Source organism: Acinetobacter sp. ANC_7654 (assembly GCF_056779855.1).
The window spans coordinates 1-227 of the sequence record NZ_JBWYIR010000037.1; the positions used below are offsets into that span (position 1 = coordinate 1).

The 227-nt window shown below is 47.6% G+C and carries 1 protein-coding gene; it reads left to right on the plus strand.

All coding sequences use genetic code 11. The annotated features are described in order from the left end of the window. A partial coding sequence (locus AC1M86_RS14825; protein WP_481608263.1) for a GA-like domain-containing protein occupies positions 1-227 on the plus strand: 227 nt, incomplete at both ends.

The following is a 227-nucleotide window of genomic DNA, read 5'->3' on the forward strand; positions in this document are numbered from 1 at the left end:
GCTGACTCAAGCACGTGATGATGCGCTTACTGCTAAAGAAGATGCACAAGCGAAAGTTGATGCACTTCCAGAAGGAGCAGACAAAGACGCACTGGATGCACGCTTAGATGATCTAGTCGACATCATCTTACCAACAGTAAATGATGAAAACGAAGATGGCGTAGCAGATGAGTACGAACAAGTATTGGCAGATGCCGAAGCAGCAGTAGAGGCGGCTGAAGCAGCAT